General features: G+C 61.3%; 14 protein-coding genes. 13 read left to right on the top strand and 1 reads right to left on the bottom strand.

What is annotated here, in order from left to right; all coding sequences use genetic code 11:
- Positions 1–302: 302 nt before the first annotated feature.
- The 4 genes from JQ580_RS26580 (at position 303) to JQ580_RS26595 (ending at position 5,582) form a co-directional block, all read left to right on the top strand.
- Positions 303–1,814, top strand: a complete 1,512-nt coding sequence (locus JQ580_RS26580; protein WP_249134442.1) for an undecaprenyl-phosphate glucose phosphotransferase — start codon at positions 303–305, stop codon at positions 1,812–1,814.
- Between the two features lie 234 nt (positions 1,815–2,048).
- Entirely contained in the window at positions 2,049–2,369 is a 321-nt protein-coding gene (locus JQ580_RS26585) for an H-NS histone family protein (protein WP_212283185.1), read from the top strand.
- A 709-nt stretch (positions 2,370–3,078) separates the two neighbouring features.
- Positions 3,079–5,154: a type II secretion system secretin GspD gene (gspD, locus tag JQ580_RS26590; protein ID WP_212283187.1), complete on the top strand. Its 2,076-nt coding sequence runs from the start codon at positions 3,079–3,081 to the stop codon at positions 5,152–5,154.
- On the top strand, positions 5,154–5,582 hold the full coding sequence (locus JQ580_RS26595) for a hypothetical protein (protein WP_212283189.1): 429 nt from the start codon (positions 5,154–5,156) through the stop codon (positions 5,580–5,582). Before gspD ends, JQ580_RS26595 begins: the two co-directional genes overlap by 1 nt.
- Before the next feature lie 77 nt (positions 5,583–5,659).
- Here the strand turns inward: JQ580_RS26595 and JQ580_RS26600 are convergent, their stop codons facing one another.
- Positions 5,660–6,559 carry a type II secretion system protein GspK gene (locus JQ580_RS26600; protein WP_212283191.1) on the bottom strand — a complete coding sequence of 300 codons (900 nt, stop codon included), beginning with the start codon at positions 6,557–6,559 and terminating at the stop codon, positions 5,660–5,662.
- Between the two features lie 173 nt (positions 6,560–6,732).
- Here JQ580_RS26600 and JQ580_RS26605 point away from each other — a divergent pair, with 173 nt between their 5' ends.
- From JQ580_RS26605 to JQ580_RS26645, 9 genes are all read left to right on the top strand, one after another.
- The gene (locus JQ580_RS26605) at positions 6,733–8,514 is read left to right on the top strand and encodes a GspE/PulE family protein (protein ID WP_212283193.1); all 1,782 of its coding nucleotides are present in this window, start codon (positions 6,733–6,735) and stop codon (positions 8,512–8,514) included.
- A 10-nt stretch (positions 8,515–8,524) separates the two neighbouring features.
- The gene (locus JQ580_RS26610) at positions 8,525–9,772 is read left to right on the top strand and encodes a type II secretion system F family protein (protein WP_212283195.1); all 1,248 of its coding nucleotides are present in this window, start codon (positions 8,525–8,527) and stop codon (positions 9,770–9,772) included.
- 17 nt (positions 9,773–9,789) lie between these two features.
- Entirely contained in the window at positions 9,790–10,206 is a 417-nt protein-coding gene (locus JQ580_RS26615; protein ID WP_212283197.1) for a GspH/FimT family pseudopilin, read from the top strand.
- On the top strand, positions 10,206–10,652 hold the full coding sequence (locus tag JQ580_RS26620) for a type IV pilus modification PilV family protein (RefSeq protein ID WP_212283199.1): 447 nt from the start codon (positions 10,206–10,208) through the stop codon (positions 10,650–10,652). Before JQ580_RS26615 ends, JQ580_RS26620 begins: the two co-directional genes overlap by 1 nt.
- Positions 10,649–11,296 (top strand): prepilin-type N-terminal cleavage/methylation domain-containing protein, encoded by a 648-nt coding sequence (locus JQ580_RS26625; RefSeq protein ID WP_283813988.1) that lies wholly within the window; start codon positions 10,649–10,651, stop codon positions 11,294–11,296. Before JQ580_RS26620 ends, JQ580_RS26625 begins: the two co-directional genes overlap by 4 nt.
- A gap of 83 nt (positions 11,297–11,379) precedes the next feature.
- The gene (locus JQ580_RS26630) at positions 11,380–12,498 is read left to right on the top strand and encodes a PilN domain-containing protein (protein ID WP_212283203.1); all 1,119 of its coding nucleotides are present in this window, start codon (positions 11,380–11,382) and stop codon (positions 12,496–12,498) included.
- Positions 12,495–13,097, top strand: a complete 603-nt coding sequence (gene gspM / locus JQ580_RS26635) for a type II secretion system protein GspM (RefSeq protein ID WP_212283205.1) — start codon at positions 12,495–12,497, stop codon at positions 13,095–13,097. The genes JQ580_RS26630 and gspM overlap by 4 nt, the downstream gene beginning before the upstream one ends.
- Positions 13,094–13,720, top strand: a complete 627-nt coding sequence (locus JQ580_RS26640; RefSeq protein ID WP_212283207.1) for a hypothetical protein — start codon at positions 13,094–13,096, stop codon at positions 13,718–13,720. The genes gspM and JQ580_RS26640 overlap by 4 nt, the downstream gene beginning before the upstream one ends.
- Complete coding sequence (locus JQ580_RS26645) at positions 13,717–14,346, top strand: prepilin peptidase (protein ID WP_212283209.1); 630 nt, start codon at positions 13,717–13,719, stop codon at positions 14,344–14,346. Before JQ580_RS26640 ends, JQ580_RS26645 begins: the two co-directional genes overlap by 4 nt.
- The last annotated feature ends 5 nt before the right edge of the window (positions 14,347–14,351 follow it).

The following is a 14,351-nucleotide window of genomic DNA, read 5'->3' on the forward strand; positions in this document are numbered from 1 at the left end:
CGTCAATCCAGGCGTGCAGCTCGCCACAGCAAGACGTTACCTATTTGTCGAAGGCTTGTGCCACTAGGCAGCGAACGTGCATGGCGGCACAACGTCGACGACATCGGCAAGGGCAGGACGGGAACGTTTAGCGGCCAAGAAGGTGCGCCTCGCATGCAACCCTTAAAGGCAGAGGCACGCCGCGTCGACTGTTCCTCACGGCAAAAATCGGTGCCAAATCTTATTGCGTCGCACACACAAGCAGCCTAAGCTTAAAAACGTTAACGAAAACTTATTGGAGCATTTGTCAGAAGCTGGATTTTATGATTGATCCTCCGATTAATTTTCTCTTTAGCGATTTGGTGAAATTTATGTCGATTGGGTCGGATATTCGCGATAAGACGCGTCGGGTCGACCAAGCGTATGGCCAAAGGGGAACAATTTGGTCGTCGGACACCATTCCCTATATCCTGTCGACTTCCGATGCCCTCGTGATCGTTTTAGCGAGTATCAGCGGCGGTATCTTCTATCACCTCTTCGCGGGCAGCCCCGTACCGAACCTTCTGCCATGTTGCGCGGTGGGTCTGATGGCCGCGTTTATCTATATCCTGCGTATGAGCGGGGTCGGTTACTATGACCTGCCGGATAGCGCTAAGCCTGGGGTCGAGATCACGGAAATCCTTGTCTGCTGGTTTAGTACCGGGATATTGCTGGCCTTCTTTGCATTTCTGCTGAAGATTGGTGGCGATTATTCGCGTGGTGCTTTTTTCGCCTTTTACCTCGTCACACCCATAGGTCTCCTCGCTGTTCGCAAGGCGACCAAGGCGAAGTTGGCTTCCGCTGTTGCCAAGGGCGGGATTAGACGCAGGGATGCGGTGCTCGTCGGAGATCAGACCGAAATGGCTGCTCTCGCCCCAAGGGACCGCCTCGCGTTGTTTGGGGCCACGGACGTCAAGGAATTTCGGCTGAGTGGGCAGGTCGATCCCGAGTCTCGTTTGGCTGACGACGAAGGTGTATTTGAACAGATCCGGGCTTTCGTTCGCCGCAATAATTGCCGGGAAGTGCTTTTAGTGCTTCCCTGGAACGACACTGCGAGAATTGAATTTGCCCGCGAGAAGGTCAAAAACCTGCCCGTTTCCTCGCGATTGCTGCCGGACTCACACGTCCGATCCCTATCCAATTTTGTGTCGTCGGCGCGTCAGCGAGTACTTGCAATCGAAATTCAGCGCGCTCCGCTCAGCGCGGTCGAACGGGTCGTCAAGCGTGCAATGGACATTCTGGTCGCGGCGCCGGCGCTGGCTGCGCTGCTTCCAATTTTCGTCCTCACCGCAATTGCTATCAAGCTGGATAGCGCCGGGCCGGTTATTTTTCGTCAACGTCGCAGAGGCTTCAACGGCAAGGAATTTGTAATGCTGAAATTCCGCACTATGAAAGTGCAGGAAGATGGGCCCGTGGTCGTGCAAGCGACGCGACAAGATCCGCGCGTAACGTCAATTGGGCGCTTCCTTCGTGCGGCGAGCATCGATGAGCTGCCGCAATTGCTCAACGTTTTAAGCGGCGAGATGTCGCTGATCGGTCCCCGACCTCACGCTCTCGCTCATGACAGTTATTTCGAGAAGATTCTCGAAGATTACGCGTTCCGGCATCATGTGAAGCCGGGACTGACGGGCTGGGCGCAGTGCAACGGCTCCCGAGGCGCGACGCCCACGGTGGAGGACATTGCTGAACGCGTCAAACTTGACCTTTGGTATGTCAATAATTGGAGCCTTTGGCTCGACGTCCAGATTCTCATCAAGACCTTCTTTGAGGTCGCGCGAAAGCGAAATGCCTACTAAGGCGAGAATTAAAGGCGGTTTACACCCAGACGGTTGAATCTTTGTCGCAAAGCCAGACTAAAATATCATCTTTTATTATAGAGGCTTAGCGCCTGCTGAGCCGAGGCCGTGCAGCGATTTTTGGTCGCAAATAAATCACGGTTGGAAAATACAAGAAAATTGGAACAATATTCAGCACGTCGAATCACAGCGTGCTGTGATCGTACAGCTGGGCTGCGACGATATGATGGACGGATGAAAAAACTCAACCTGGAAACCCTGTCGCTGGATGAGCTCTGGCAACTACACGAAGAGCTGAATCAGCTTTTGTCGGTTCGGTTGAACGCCGAGAAACGTGCGTTGGAGAAGCGCTTGGCGCAGCTTCGCCGTGAAAACGAGGCCGTCAATCCGCCAGCGGCTCCGGCGGAACGCCAGCGTCGCCCTTACCCTCAGGTTCACCCCAAATATCGCAATGTGAACGCCCCTTATGAAACATGGTCGGGCCGGGGCAAGCAGCCCAAATGGCTCGCCGCCGCACTACGAACCGGCCGCTCGATCGACGACTTCCTGATCTGAAGTATAATATGGTCGCATCGCACCTCTGGTAATTTGACGCTGCAATGTATCCGTAAGCCAGGAGGCCTTCGTGAGAGTTGTTTTGGCCCTGATCACCTGCCTCTCGTTGCCTGGGCTGGCGCAAGCGTCGAGTGAAAATCATAGCCGGTCGAAGCTCCGGTTTGCCGACGCAACCAGTCAGGCCTGCATAGTTAACTGCGATAACCAGAACGCGGCATGCAAGCGTGTCTGCCCGACCACCCTTGGTGCCCCGTGCTTCGCAACGTGTGACAGCCAGGCACAGGTCTGCCGCCAGAGCTGCCAGCCCAGGTAAATCGAACGCTGGTCCTGGCGGCTGTCATAGGTGCTTTAGAAATACCGACCGCGCCCGAAGTGGTAGTCGCCCAGACGCCGACAGCAGAGGCGTCGGGGAGGGTCTCAGCCGCCCCACGCTCGCATCCTGGCATTGCCTTGGCCCTGCGAGCCCCTTTTACGATGGGTTAACCATGATGATTTACCTATTCTTTACGCTCGAATTCCCGCGCGCGCTTTTCCCTGTTCGGAGCAATTTTTGCCGATGTCTCGTGGCCCAATTACGGGTTCTGTGGTTTGCCTGCTCGCGAGCCTCGTCGCTGGCTGTGGCGCCCCGGGAATCGTCAGTCCAACCCTGAGCGAACGGCCTAGGCTCTCCGGTCAGCCAGTATCTCTTGAGGCAAACGCACAGGATCTGATGCCCACCGGAGCTATTGCGCTTCCGTCCCAATCGTCCAAGGCGGTCGCCATCGTGGAGGGAGGTGACGGCCGGATGATCGGCTCGGCCGCGGCCAAGTCGACCCCCACGGCCGCCAACGGCAACGTGGTCCTTAATCTGGCAAACGTCCCCCTGCAGCAGGCGGCAAAGACCGTGTTGGGCGATCTGGTTGGGGTCAATTATGTGGTCGATCCGCGGGTGGACGGCGTCGTTTCGGTCCAGACCAGTCACCCCGTCTCCAAGGCGGAAGCCGTCGAGCTGTTCCAGACCGCCATTGCGCCTATCGGCGCCGTGCTGGTGCAGAACCGCGGCATTTACCGGATCGCCCCGGCGGACCAGGCGGCGACGGGAGCGGTCTCAGTCCGCGATGCTACGAACAATGCCGTCACCGGGAATGGCGTCCGCATCGTGCAGCTCAAATATGTCGCCGCCACAGAAGTCGCGCGTGTGCTTGAGCCAATGGTGCCGAAGGGAGCCATCGTGCAGGCCGACGATGCACGAAACATCATCGCACTAAAGGGCTCGCAGGCCGAAATCGACAGCATGCTCGACTCGGTTTCCATCTTCGATGTCGATGTCATGAAGGGCATGTCCTTTGCCGTCGTGCCCGTTAAGGCTGCCCAACCCGAGAAAATGGTGGATGAGCTGAAGGCCGTATTTACTACAGAGAAGGAAGGTCCTCTGAAGGGCAGGGTGCGGTTCATCGCCAACACCAGGCTCGGTGCAATTCTCGTCGTGGCGTCCAACCCGAGCTACCTGCCGCGCGCGCAATCCTGGATCAGGCGCCTCGATGCTCGCGCGGCCGGAACGGAGCCGCAATTGCATGTCTATCAGGTCCAGAACCGAACGGCGGGGGAACTTGCCGGAATTCTCCAGTCTATGTTTTCGCAGGAGATGAAAGTGGTGCGCCCGACGAGCCGCAACGTCTCACCGAAATCCAGACAGGTCTCCTTCGGGAGCGAACAGCCGAGATCCCAGACGAACGGCATCGGTGGCTCGGACGCCGGCCTGCAAGCAGGGTTGGGGAAGGCGGGCGATCCGCTCGGAGCATCGCGTTCTCCCAACGCCGACTTCGACGGCCAGCCTACCGATATGGCCGACAATAGCTCTGCATCGAACGCCGAGCCGATGATGAAGATTGTAGCCGACGATACCAAAAACTCTCTGCTGATCATGGCAAATGATCGCGACTATCAGCGGGTACTGCGAGTCGTGCAGGGACTCGACGTAGTGGCCAGCCAGGTTTTGATCGAGGCAGTGATTGCCGAGGTGTCGCTCAATGACGATCTTCAGTTCGGGCTGCAGTGGCAGTTTGCCAAGAACGGCACACCGACCGCAGCATTCACTAACGCTCTAACCGGCGGCGTGGCAGCTTCGTTCCCCGGCTTTAATTATGCAGTCAATACAGCGAACATAGCTGCCACCTTGAGCGCGCTCAACGCTCTAACCCATGTCAATATCATCTCAACGCCGTCGCTCATGGTGCTCGACAACAAGACGGCTCGCCTTCAGATCGGTGACCAAGTTCCGATCACGACGCAGACGGCGACAAGCACGGTCACTGCGCAGACGGCGATCGTCAACTCCATCACGATGCAGGATACCGGCGTAATTCTCGCGGTGACGCCACGCATCAACGAGAGCGGGCGCGTACAACTCGACATCGAACAGGAAGTCAGCAGTGTCGTCAAGACGACGACTTCTAACATCGACTCTCCCACCATTCAGCAGCGACGAGTTAAGACAACGGTCGTCGTGAGTGACGGAGAGGTCTTGGCGCTCGGCGGAATGATTCAGGACAGTGCGAACAAAAGCAGTAATCAGTTGCCGATCCTGGGAGATATCCCTGGCCTCGGCGCGGTATTCGCAAACAGAAAGGACGCCGTACAGAAGACCGAGCTCGTCATACTGATCACGCCGAAGGTTGTTCGCGATGGCACGGAAAGTCGGTTGGTGACCGAAGAGTATCGGCGCAAGATGAACGTCTATATGCCGCACGCCACGACTCGTCAGCGCGCGCCCTACAATACGGTCCACCGCCTGGTGACGCCGTAATGCGTTTCCCGGGCACAGTCCTCTGGATGGGACGGATTTGGGCATTGCCGCTTTTCTTGGCCGGCTGCGTGACCGATCAGCCTTACATGATCGAGCCGCCGCCGCCCTACATGATACTGCCCGTTGACGAGTCCATGTCCTGCAGTGCGATCGCGGGATCGTTCCGCTTTTCAGTCAGGCGCGCCGCGCGCCTCGAATACTGGCTCGCGGCCGGACCGCTCGCCGGCTATGACTCCGACAGGTTCCCGCTCGATGCACCCAAGCAATTGGCCGACGAGCGGCGGCGGCTGGATGCCCTGACGGATCTTCAACGCATAAAGGGATGCACGGTGATCGAGCCTGGTCCCGCCGTCGTCGAGGAGAGAGAGCGGCTGGAAGAGTCGGCGAGAAATTCGAGGCCTCAGTCCGTTCTTCGCTCGAAGGGCTGATCGGCCCTCGCCGCAATGGGCCGTTTTCCAAGGGAACGGCGCTCATTTGGGGTAAAGAGCCGCGTCAAGCCAAGTACCTAGAATTTGATGCACGCCTGTACCGGCTCGCGGGCCATAAGCGCGTCTATGGAGCCATCGACGATGTCGCCGCGACGCCATTCGCGAATGGTGTAGGACCGCGTTGAAGATGCTCCGAACGAGACCAGCGCCTCTCGTATGTACAGCGACCCGTCGTTCGCGCGTACGTCGGCGCGAACGGTGAAATGTCCGGGCAGTGCCGGCCGCCTTAGATCCGTCCGGCCGAGCTCGAGCCCCATGAGCAGCCGCAAGGCCGGTGTCATCGCCTCAGGCACGGGTTCGGGCCGGCCGGACAATGTTGTTGTGTGGCGCATCGCAGAGCGCAGCAAGGTGGGCGACATGCCGTCGATTTGGTCCAGTTCCAGGATGCTGGAAAAGCTGGAGCTCTTGGCGTCGTTTGCCGCATTCGTTTGCGTGGTCCGGTTGTCCGAGGCTGTCGTCTGATTGCCGGCGTCTTTGCCCTGCGGCGGCTTCCGGAAATTGACGATGTTCTGGGCGATTCGGCCTCCGCGAGTCTTGTCCTGGGCAAGTGTGGAGAAAAAGCGCTCGAGAATTGGTTGGCTGGCGGCATTGAGATCGATCTTGCCGACCTCTTGTTCGATCACGATATCGGCCTGCTCGCCGCCGGGCATTCGGCACCGCCTCGGAAAGCTCGTGTTTGGCGCCGACGAAAGGATGCTGGCGATTGCGAAATTCACCGCGCTTTCCGCGGCCGCGGCTGTGGCGAGCATCGAGCCGTCGACCTGCGCGGACCTGGCTCGGTAACGAGCGCCAACGATCACGGTTGCGCCGAGCAGCGTGAGGAGACCGAGCCCCCAGATCACTGTGATCAACGCAAAACCTTTGCGGTCGCGGAGGCCGGATGGAGACCTGTCGGGGGCGTCGCGATGATGCCGCATGCGGCGACATGCAGGCGCAATCGACGTAGATCGTGCTAGCACGGGGTAACCTCGTTCGCCGTATCGATTGCGAGCTGGTAAAGGAAAATGGCAAACAAAGTATGAAAAGCCTTAATTAACAAAATAGCACTAGGGTGGCATGGCTAACCCAATGCCCGGACTTTCGAGAACCCATGCCCGCTGAGCTACAGACGTTGACACGCGAAGAAGCGCCCGCGGTAGGCGCGGTCAATGTCCTGACGCCGAAGGACGACGGATTTGCCGACGCGTTCTCCGCACTTCTGGTGCGCGAGGGACTGGTCGACCCTGGAGCAGTCGCCAGAGCCAGGCGCGCTTCGGAGGCTGCCTCCGAACGCCTAGACATCGTCATGGTGAAGCTCGGCCTGCTTTCGGAGGCCGATCTCTGCGGCGCCTATGCTGCCTATTGCGGGCTCAGGGTCGCTCGCCCGTCCGACCTTCCGTCGCAGCCCCTGCTTGCCGATCGGTTGAAGCTGCCCTTCCTCAAGTCCAGTCGCGCGCTGCCGATCTCGGCGTCCGATGGCTCCCTGCTGCTTGCGGCCGTTGATCCGTTCGACGATGAGGCCTGCAAGGCGATTGGCTACATGCTTGGCTGCCGGGTCGATATGGCGGTCATCGCGCCTGCGGACATCGAGCTTGCATTCCGCAAGCTCTATCAAGATACGGGTACCCAAGCGACCGGCGATGACCACAGATTGGCCGCCGTCGGTGCGGCCGATGGAAACGAAATCGACGTCGAGCGCCTGCGCGATATCGCCAATGAAGCGCCGATCATTCGCCTGGTCAACCAGATCATTGCGGGTGCCGTCGAGCGCGGTGCATCCGACATTCACATCGAGCCGGGCCGCGACACGGTTCTGGTGCGCTTCAGGCTCGACGGATTTCTCCAGCAGGAACGCGTCGTCCCATCGACGCTCAAGGCTGCGCTGACGACGCGCATCAAGATCATGGCCAAGCTGGACATTGCCGAACGCCGGCTGCCGCAGGACGGACGCATCAAGACGGCGGTCCGCGGCACCGAGATCGACGTGCGTGTGTCGACGCTGCCGACGGCGTTCGGCGAAAGCCTAGTGCTGCGTATTCTGGATCGCACCCGGGTCGAGCTCGATTTTTTCAAGCTCGGCCTCGATCAGGACATCCAGGACGGCCTCCACCGATTGATGGCGCTCCCGAGCGGAATCGTCCTGGTCACCGGGCCGACAGGCAGCGGCAAAACGACCACGCTTTACACGGCTTTGAAGGAGCTCAATCGCCCCGAGCTGAAACTCTTTACTGTCGAGGATCCAATCGAATATCAGCTCGGCGGCATCAACCAGATCCAGGTTCAGCCGCAGATCGGTCTGGACTTCCCTGCCGCGCTTCGCTCGATCCTGCGCCAGGATCCGGACATCATCATGATCGGCGAAATCCGCGACCTTGAGACGGCGCGCATCGCCGTCCAGGCGTCGCTGACCGGACATCTGGTGTTCTCGACGCTTCACACCAACAGCGCGATCGCCGCGATCACCCGACTGATCGATATCGGCATCGAGCGTTACCTGCTTGCCTCGACGCTCACCGGCGTGATGGCTCAACGTCTGGTGCGCAGGCTATGTCAGCATTGCGCACGCCCGGCGGCCTATCGGGCCGAAGCGGCGTCGCGGCGGAGATGGCCGATCCCCGATGGCGTGACAATTGACTGGTCGGGTGCGCGTGAAGCCGTGGGCTGCAACGTCTGTCACGGCACCGGCTATCTCGGGCGAACCAGCGTTTCCGAGCTTCTCGTCGTCGATGACGACATGCGTGAAGCGATCGGCCGTCGAAGTGACGATCAACGCACCATGATCTCTCTCGCACGGCTTGCGGGCTTCCACACGCTCTATGAGGCTGGCCTCATCAAGGTTTCCCGGGGGGAGACCACGATCGAGGAGGTGCTCAGGGTGTCGCGATCGAGCTAGGGGGCATCACATGTCCAGGTTTCAGTATCGCGCCTACACCAGGCAAGGCGTCGTGACGTCGGGGACTATCGTGGCCGAAGAGCTGGATGCCGCGATAGAGGCGCTCTACGGCTCCGGCCTCACGCCAGTCGAAGCCGTACTCTGCGCCGACGGCGAAACGGCGCCGGCAACGCGTCCACCCGAACGGAGTGGGCTCGGCCTTCGCTGGCAGGGCTCAAAGCGCGTGGGTTTGAAGGAGTTGTCGGCATTCACGACCGAACTGGCCTCGTTGGTGGGTTCCGGTGTTCCCCTCGATGCGTCATTCCGGGTGCTCGCTGGCGCCGGCGCGTCACCCCGACGGATCGCTCTTGCGAACGGACTGCTCAAGGACATTCTGGCGGGCTTACAGTTGTCCGAAGCCATGGGCCGGAGGCCCGAAGTCTTCCCGGCCGACTACATCGCGATTTTGGCCGGCGGCGAGGCCGGAGGGCAGACTGCGCAGGCGCTCACCCTGATCGCAGAGATGCTCGCCAGGCGGGTCGAAATCAGAAACAAGATTCGCGGATCTCTGGTTTATCCCGCCATTCTTCTCATGATGTCGCTGATGTCGATGGGCGTGATCGTCTTCGTGCTCATCCCGAATCTCACACCGATTTTCTCCGACGCGGGACTACCTTTGCCGGGAGTCCTGGCGATCCTCGCCGATCTGCCGGACAACTGGCAACGGCTCTTGCTCTGGAGCGCAGTTGCCGCCGTGGTCGGCTGGATCGCGTATCGCCGGATCGTCGGCGACGAAACGACGATGAAAAAGCTCGACCATCTCAGGTGTCGCCTTCCCATGCTAGGGCCGCTGGTCCAGCGGCGCGAGGCGAGCCAGTTCGCGCGCTCTGCCGGCAGCCTGGTCGAGGCCCGGGTGCCGCTCATGGCGGCGTTGCAGACGGCCAGGTCGCTGGTGGGCAACCGATATCTGAATGCGCGCTATGGCGAGGCCATCAGCCGTGTGCCCGAAGGCAGGGCGCTCAGCCAAGTGCTCGAAAGCATGGCGTTGCTCCCGCCGGCAATGATCAGACTCATCGCGGTGGGCGAGGAGACAGGACAGCTCGCGAAGATGCTGGTTCGCGTCGCGTCCCATCTGGAAAGCGAGGTCCAAGGCAGGATCGAGCAACTCGTCGGGCTTCTCACGCCGCTACTCACCGTCGGGATCGGCGGGCTGGTCGGCGCCCTGATCCTCCAGGTGATGAGCGCCGTCCTCTCCATCAGCAATCTGGCCTATCAATGATGCGGCCGGATTCCAAATTGGCGGGATTCTCGCTGATCGAAACGCTGGTCGTACTTTCGATCATGGCGCTGGTTTCGGCGACGGTGCTGGCGGCGAAGCCGAGGACGACGGCCGCCCGGGTCAATGCCGAAGCTCGCGCGATCGTGGCGAGCCTGCAATTGGCCCGCAGCAGGGCACGCGCCCGCAACGCCGAGATTGTCGTCGGCGTCGACACGCAGAACGGACGCTTCGGGGGCGTCGACGCGATGCGTCAATTGCCCGAAGGCATGCAAGTCTCCCTGACCATTGCGGCAACGGAGCGGCACGCCTCCGTCGGCGGCATCAGGTTCTATCCGGACGGTCGTTCGAGCGGCGGGGAGATCCTGCTGACCTATCGTGGGCGCAGGGAGCGCATCGTCGTCAACTGGTTTACTGGCGATTCGGGGATCGAGTGATGCCGATCTGCCTCTCGTCCCGCAAATCATCCGCCAAGGGTAACCGCCTCGGAGCTCAGCGCGGCTTCACTCTGATCGAAGTGCTCGTCGCTTTCGTCGTGCTTGCGATCGGTCTCGGCACCCTAGCGGTGGGAATCGCGACCGCCCTGCGGGCGGATGCCAAGGTGCACAGCAAGCATGTACTCGATCAAATTGCCGAGTCGAGGCTGGAGGCGGCCGGTCGAACCGGCCTTTTGAAGAGCGGCCGGCGCGAAGGTCGCATCGGACGATATCGCTGGCGGGAGATCGTGACGCCGGTCGATCTCGGTAAAGAACGGCCGCGGGACGGCACCACACCGCAGGTCGCGTCATTTATGCCGTCGTGGGTCGAGATCGTCGTGCGGGACGAGGCCGGGCTGGAGACCAGGCTGGCAGCTCTCAAGCTGGTCCAGAGAGTGGCGCAATGACCGGCCGTGGGCGAAGGCGAACCCTGCGCGCGCCGCGTCGACGTGCCTCCCAGTGCGGACTCACCTTGATCGAGCTGTTGGTTTCGCTGGCAATCCTGATGATCCTCACGAGTTTCATCGTGGGCGGGCTGTCCACTACGATCCGCGCGTTCAACACCGACCGCCGCAGCACCACCGAAATGGCAAGCCATGCGGCAGCGGAGAGTGTCCGCGACCTGGTTGCCTCGGCGATACCCGCGGCCAATTCGCAGCCGGGCGGTCCCCTGTTGTTCGATGGGCAGCGCGAAGAGCTGCGCTTCGTGGCCTTGAGCGAAGGCCGCACGTTGCGCGGGGGGCCGCAGGACGTCCGGATCCGCCGCCGCGGCAAGGAGTTGGTCGTGGAGGTCTTCGGATCGTTGCGGGACAATGACGCCCGCAAGGCGCCGATCTCAACGACGACAATCTTAAGGGGTTTGCGCGACGTCCGTTTTCGCTATTTCGGGGACGCCGGAGCGAAGGGCGAGCCGACATGGCGTGACGGCTGGACGAAGTCCGACCGGCTGCCCGCCCTGGTCGAGATGAGCTTCAGTTTCGAGGATGCGAGACGCAATGCTCCGGTCTCGATCGTGGCGCTGCGTAATGAAGGGGCGCCGGGCGGCTCTTGAGCGGTCGCCGGCGTTACGTCTCGTAAACAACTGGTAAATATAGTCGTCGCATCAATGCTCCGATTTGCAGGGAAAACAGGCCGATGACCGACGTCTCGGTGACGCCATTGCAGGGTCCGCGCGCGCTCATAGAGGCGTCGCGACAATTCGCGCGCTGGTGGATAAACGAGCTGCGTGAGTGCTCGCCCAAGGTCTTGCGTCGTATGGTTCAGTCGCGGGCCGAAACGCGCCTCTTCATTTTCAGCGACAGCGATGCAGTGGCCGGTCACCTCGTGACACCGTTTGGGGTGCATGAGCGTCGCTTTCAGGCCAATTGTCCTATCGGCTCGCAGGTCGACGATTGGCTCGCGGACGTCGGATGCGAGCGTGACGCGATGCAGATCGGCGTTGCGCTGGGCGCCGATCTCTTTTTCCAGCGTGACTTCTCGTTGCCACGATCGGAGCTGGACGCGTTGACGCGGATTCTCGCCCAGGAGGTCGTTCACCGCACGCCATTTCAACTTGCCGATATCTGGCATGGTGTAACGCCCGAAGTCGAGCCGTTGCATGACGGCGTGGCTCGGTATCGCCACTGGATTATTCCCAAGGACCGCGCGGAAGCGGAACTCTCGCGGCTGGGCCTGTCGACGACCGGGGTCGATTTCATCGCAGCGAGGCCAGCCGCCGGCCGGCCAATTCCTGTTGTGTCGCTTCGAGCAAGCCGACGGGATGATCCGCCGCGCGTGTTGCGTGCGACCCGTATCCTCGCGGTCGCCCTGCTGGTGACCGCGATGACTGGTCTCCTGGGGTTCGAGTGGTGGCAGTCAAGTCGGGCGGCGCAGCTCGAGGACGAGTTGAACGAAGCAAAACAGGGCGTCCAGTTCGCGCAGCAGGGTGCAGGATCGCCGGTCCGGCTCTTGGCGCTCAAGGCGGTGCCGGGCGGCTTGGCGGCCTGGGACGAATTGTCCCGCGTCATTCCCGACCACACATTCCTGACGGAGGTCCGGATTGCGGCCGGGATCATCACGCTGTCGGGACTGTCGTCCGACGCGGCCCGGTTGGTGCGTATTCTCGACGGCTCCCGTCTCTTCACCGGCGCGACGCTGGCGGGACCGATCACGCCCGACGCCGCTGAGCGCAGGGATCGCTTTCGCATCATCCTGAAGCTGCGGAAGGTCGGCGCTGGCCGGATGGCCAAAGCGGCTGAAAGGCCAGAATCATGAGCCAAGGCGGACTTCTCAGGCGGCGGTTGCTTTTCTTTGGGCTGAATGCGACGATTGTGCTGGCCATCTGCCTTGCGGTCTTGGAGCCGATCGCCTCCCATTTCGCAGAACGCAATGACGACATGATGGACAGCGCTGCACAGCTCGCTCAGGTCCGCCGTGTTGTGGACGAAGCCGCGAGGCTTGGCAAGGCCGCCACTCTGGACGTCGATCCGTATTTGCCGGGCACCGAAGAGCGCATCGCCAGCGCCGATCTGCAAGCCAATCTTCAGGCCCTGACAAGCGCCAAAGGATTGGCGGTGCAGGCAGTCCGCGGCTTGCCTGGCCGCCACTCAGGACAATGGCGCGCGGTTCCGGTGGGACTCGAGGTTGAGGGGACCGCCGTTGCCGTGCGCGAACTGGTCGCCGCGATCGAAACCCAAACGCCATTCCTGTTCATCACGGACTTGTCGTTACGGACGCTCTCCGACGGAGATGACAGTCGGATGCGTGTGAGCCTGACTGTCGAAGGCGCGCTGCGCAGCCCGACTGCTCCGCCGGCCGGGCCATTGTTGAGTGAGAACCGGTCGAGCGGCGACGTAAAGGCAGGCAACCGATGACCGAGTTGACGCCCCCAAACACCCGTCAGCATCTCGCGCAGACCGTTCTGAACTCACGCAGCGGACTGACGCTCGCGAGTATTATTGAGGGTTTGCGCGGTCAGGTCCCGAGCCCTCGAGAGTTGCAGTCGGTGGCCCCGATCAGGCGAGCGCTCTTGCTCGGCCTCGTCGTGCTGACGGCATTCACGGCGATCGCGCCGATCGTGTTGATCGTGTCGCTGGAAATTGCCATAGCGGGCCAGTCCGCGCCGGGAAGTCGCGGTGGCGGATCTCTCGCAGGGCGAGAGGGCCAGGGCGTCGGAAACTATGAGCACATCCTGCAGCGTCCGCTCTTTTCCAGAAGCCGCCAGGCCGTTGCACCTGCCGTGCCACAGCAGATTGTCGATAAACCGGCGCCGCCGGCTCGAGCGATGCTGGACCCCAGTGTGGCGCTCAGAGGCGTCTTCATGAGCGGCGAGCGTGCCAAGGCGTTCCTCACCTCGTCGGACGATCCGGTAGGCGTCTGGATCGCCCTGAATGAGCAATGGTCTGGCTGGCGCCTTTCCGAAGTCAAACCGAACGAGATCGTGCTCGAGGCGGAAGGCGAACGGCAGACCCTGCCGCTCAACGTCTTGGCGAAATGATCGCCGGTCTGCGAAAGACGGCGAGGCGCACCGGCCGCTACTTGACGCGTGCTCTGGTCTGGCGGGATCCCTATCAGGACCAGGTTCTCGTCGCCTGGCTCCTGGTCGCCGGATTGCTATGGATCTTGCTCACCGGTTCGGCCGACCAAAATTGGACCGTCCATCTCGCGCTAAGCGTCGCGCTCGTTACCGTTCTGGCAGCCATCTGCGCTATCGACGCCCGTTTCGGCATCATCCCAGATACGCTAGTCGTCGTGTTGGCGGTCTGCGGCCTGGCCGCGGTGTGGCTGCTTGACTCTGACGAGATCGTCTATCGTCTCGCGGACGTCGCAATCGTCGCGGTTGCGATCGTTGCCTTTCGCTCGATCTATCGTTGGGTTCGCGGTTATGATGGACTTGGCCTCGGGGATGTGAAATTTCTCGCCGCCGCCACCGTTTGGACCGGCCTCCGCTCGCTTCCGGTCATGCTCTTGATCGCCGTTGTCTCGGCGCTCGCCTGCGCCTTCCTGCTCAGGTCGGTGCGCTATGAGGTCGACGGGCGGCACGCGGTTCCGTTCGGCCCTCATCTTGCCGTCGGGCTGTGGCTGGCGTGGGTGTTCGATCCGCTGAGCATTCTGCTGGGATAGTGGCG

The organism is Bradyrhizobium sp. SZCCT0148 (assembly GCF_018129985.1).
Classification (GTDB): Bacteria; Pseudomonadota; Alphaproteobacteria; order Rhizobiales; family Xanthobacteraceae; genus Bradyrhizobium; species Bradyrhizobium japonicum_H.

Bases quoted from the DNA above. Each gene is read 5' to 3' on its own strand.
- JQ580_RS26585 (WP_212283185.1), top strand. From the start codon at position 2,049: ATGAAAAAACTCAACCTGGAAACCCTGTCGCTGGATGAGCTCTGGCAA.
- JQ580_RS26600 (WP_212283191.1), bottom strand. From the start codon at position 6,559: ATGCGGCATCATCGCGACGCCCCCGACAGGTCTCCATCCGGCCTCCGC.
- JQ580_RS26580 (WP_249134442.1), top strand. From the start codon at position 303: ATGATTGATCCTCCGATTAATTTTCTCTTTAGCGATTTGGTGAAATTT.
- JQ580_RS26645 (WP_212283209.1), top strand. From the start codon at position 13,717: ATGATCGCCGGTCTGCGAAAGACGGCGAGGCGCACCGGCCGCTACTTG.
- gspD (WP_212283187.1), top strand. From the start codon at position 3,079: ATGCCCACCGGAGCTATTGCGCTTCCGTCCCAATCGTCCAAGGCGGTC.
- JQ580_RS26640 (WP_212283207.1), top strand. From the start codon at position 13,094: ATGACCGAGTTGACGCCCCCAAACACCCGTCAGCATCTCGCGCAGACC.
- JQ580_RS26595 (WP_212283189.1), top strand. From the start codon at position 5,154: ATGCGTTTCCCGGGCACAGTCCTCTGGATGGGACGGATTTGGGCATTG.
- JQ580_RS26610 (WP_212283195.1), top strand. From the start codon at position 8,525: ATGTCCAGGTTTCAGTATCGCGCCTACACCAGGCAAGGCGTCGTGACG.
- JQ580_RS26605 (WP_212283193.1), top strand. From the start codon at position 6,733: ATGCCCGCTGAGCTACAGACGTTGACACGCGAAGAAGCGCCCGCGGTA.
- JQ580_RS26630 (WP_212283203.1), top strand. From the start codon at position 11,380: ATGACCGACGTCTCGGTGACGCCATTGCAGGGTCCGCGCGCGCTCATA.
- JQ580_RS26625 (WP_283813988.1), top strand. From the start codon at position 10,649: ATGACCGGCCGTGGGCGAAGGCGAACCCTGCGCGCGCCGCGTCGACGT.
- gspM (WP_212283205.1), top strand. From the start codon at position 12,495: ATGAGCCAAGGCGGACTTCTCAGGCGGCGGTTGCTTTTCTTTGGGCTG.
- JQ580_RS26620 (WP_212283199.1), top strand. From the start codon at position 10,206: ATGCCGATCTGCCTCTCGTCCCGCAAATCATCCGCCAAGGGTAACCGC.